2 protein-coding genes are annotated in these 1,350 nt (G+C 53.7%); both read right to left on the bottom strand.

From position 1 onward, the window contains the following. Nucleotides 1-529: 529 nt before the first annotated feature. Nucleotides 530-730, bottom strand: coding sequence for a hypothetical protein (locus KGL31_01680; protein MDE2320615.1), 201 nt, complete (start codon nt 728-730; stop codon nt 530-532). A 167-nt stretch (nt 731-897) separates the two neighbouring features. Further along, nucleotides 898-1,350, bottom strand: a 453-nt coding sequence (locus KGL31_01675) for a nucleotide-binding protein (GenBank protein ID MDE2320614.1), incomplete at its 5' end; no start/stop codon positions are given.

Genomic DNA, 1,350 nt, shown 5'->3' with positions numbered 1-1,350 from the left:
GATGAAACCTGAAACGCGGCGCAATATCAATATGATTTTAGGGATGGCTATGCTTTTGGCCTCCATGTTCGCGATGAAGTATGTTACAAAGCTGTTAATCTGGTTGGGATAACCTGTAGCTTCAGATTCCGACACCCCCGCTGTAGACCGATACGCATAGGACTCACCCATCCGATTTTCCGAAACCTCCTCATTCCGATGCTGCGCTCGCAAAAACCAAGGCTAACAGTACAAACCGGGTACATAGGTAACAGATCCGATTCCTCGAATGGTTAGCCAAAGAACTTGTCGTACTTGGCGTGCGGCCCAATCCAGAACCACTGCACCCCCTCTGGGACTGGCAGCCCAAGGGCACGGTAATGAGTACCGATCCGAACGCTACGGAAGCGTCCGCCACACACGGATTTGAATTGTAGGGATGGGTGCGCCGGATTTTGCTTGAGAAGAGCGTAGTCGCGTCTGGCGAGATCCTGGATGGCGGTTGGCAGAGCATCGAAACAGCGCCAGAATTGGCTCGACGTGAAGTGCCTCAAATCTCGCGCGCCTTACCGCTACGGTATTCAGCTAGAGCCTCTTTAGCTAACGCATCGAATTTTCCGGCAGCAGCATCTGCTTCGATCTGAGCATCCCAAGCGGCGGCATCGAACTCCAAGAACCAGCGTCGCAATTTGGCAAGTTCGTCGGGGGAAAGCCGCTCGATAGCGCGCTCAATCGACTCGACAGTTGTCATGGCATCCTCCTCAGACTTAGGAAGTCAATGCTTCCTCGAATACCCTTTGAAGAAACTTTGTCACCTCAACCTCCCCAAAAAAGTGTATCAAAACTCACTCTTCGAGTCGACTTTGCTAACGGCAGGCGTCTATTGCGCGTCCGCTGCAAAACCTTTGCTCGGCATCTTCAGACAGCCTTGTTCATGTCCACATGCAAACCAGCCGCTTTCAGTTCTTTTGCCAGTTTGAGTTTCCATGCACCCTCCGCGTCGAGCTTAACGTACTCGATACCCCTGTAGTCTGATGGTAACTCAACGCTCTCATCGTAGAGGACAGCAACCTGGGACCGTCCGAGCTTCCCCAAGAAATACCCTAGTTCTAGTATCACGTTCTGTCTAGCACGCGGCTGCGAAGCCTCCGAAGCCCCAGCCGCCTTACCCGTGTCGTCTGGCGTGAGCAAGACGATGGCGAAGGAAACCTTGCTATGGGCCTCGAGCTTCTCGACAATCGACTGGTTCTTTCCCGGTTGCTCGAAGAGGATCACGGGCTGCAGGTCCAACTTTTCGAGAAAGCGGGCCGTCTGCTGAAGGATGGCCTGATCATGGCCGTGAACCAGGAAGACTCGCCGAGACGGGGCCGT

Source organism: Candidatus Methylomirabilota bacterium (genome assembly GCA_028870115.1).
Taxonomy (GTDB): domain Bacteria; phylum Methylomirabilota; class Methylomirabilia; order Methylomirabilales; family Methylomirabilaceae; genus Methylomirabilis.
This window is presented reverse-complemented; position numbering and strand designations above follow the sequence as displayed.

What these genes read in the sequence shown, in the direction of transcription:
- KGL31_01680 (MDE2320615.1), bottom strand. Translation starts at nt 730, where the DNA reads ATGACAACTGTCGAGTCGATTGAGCGCGCTATCGAGCGGCTTTCCCCC.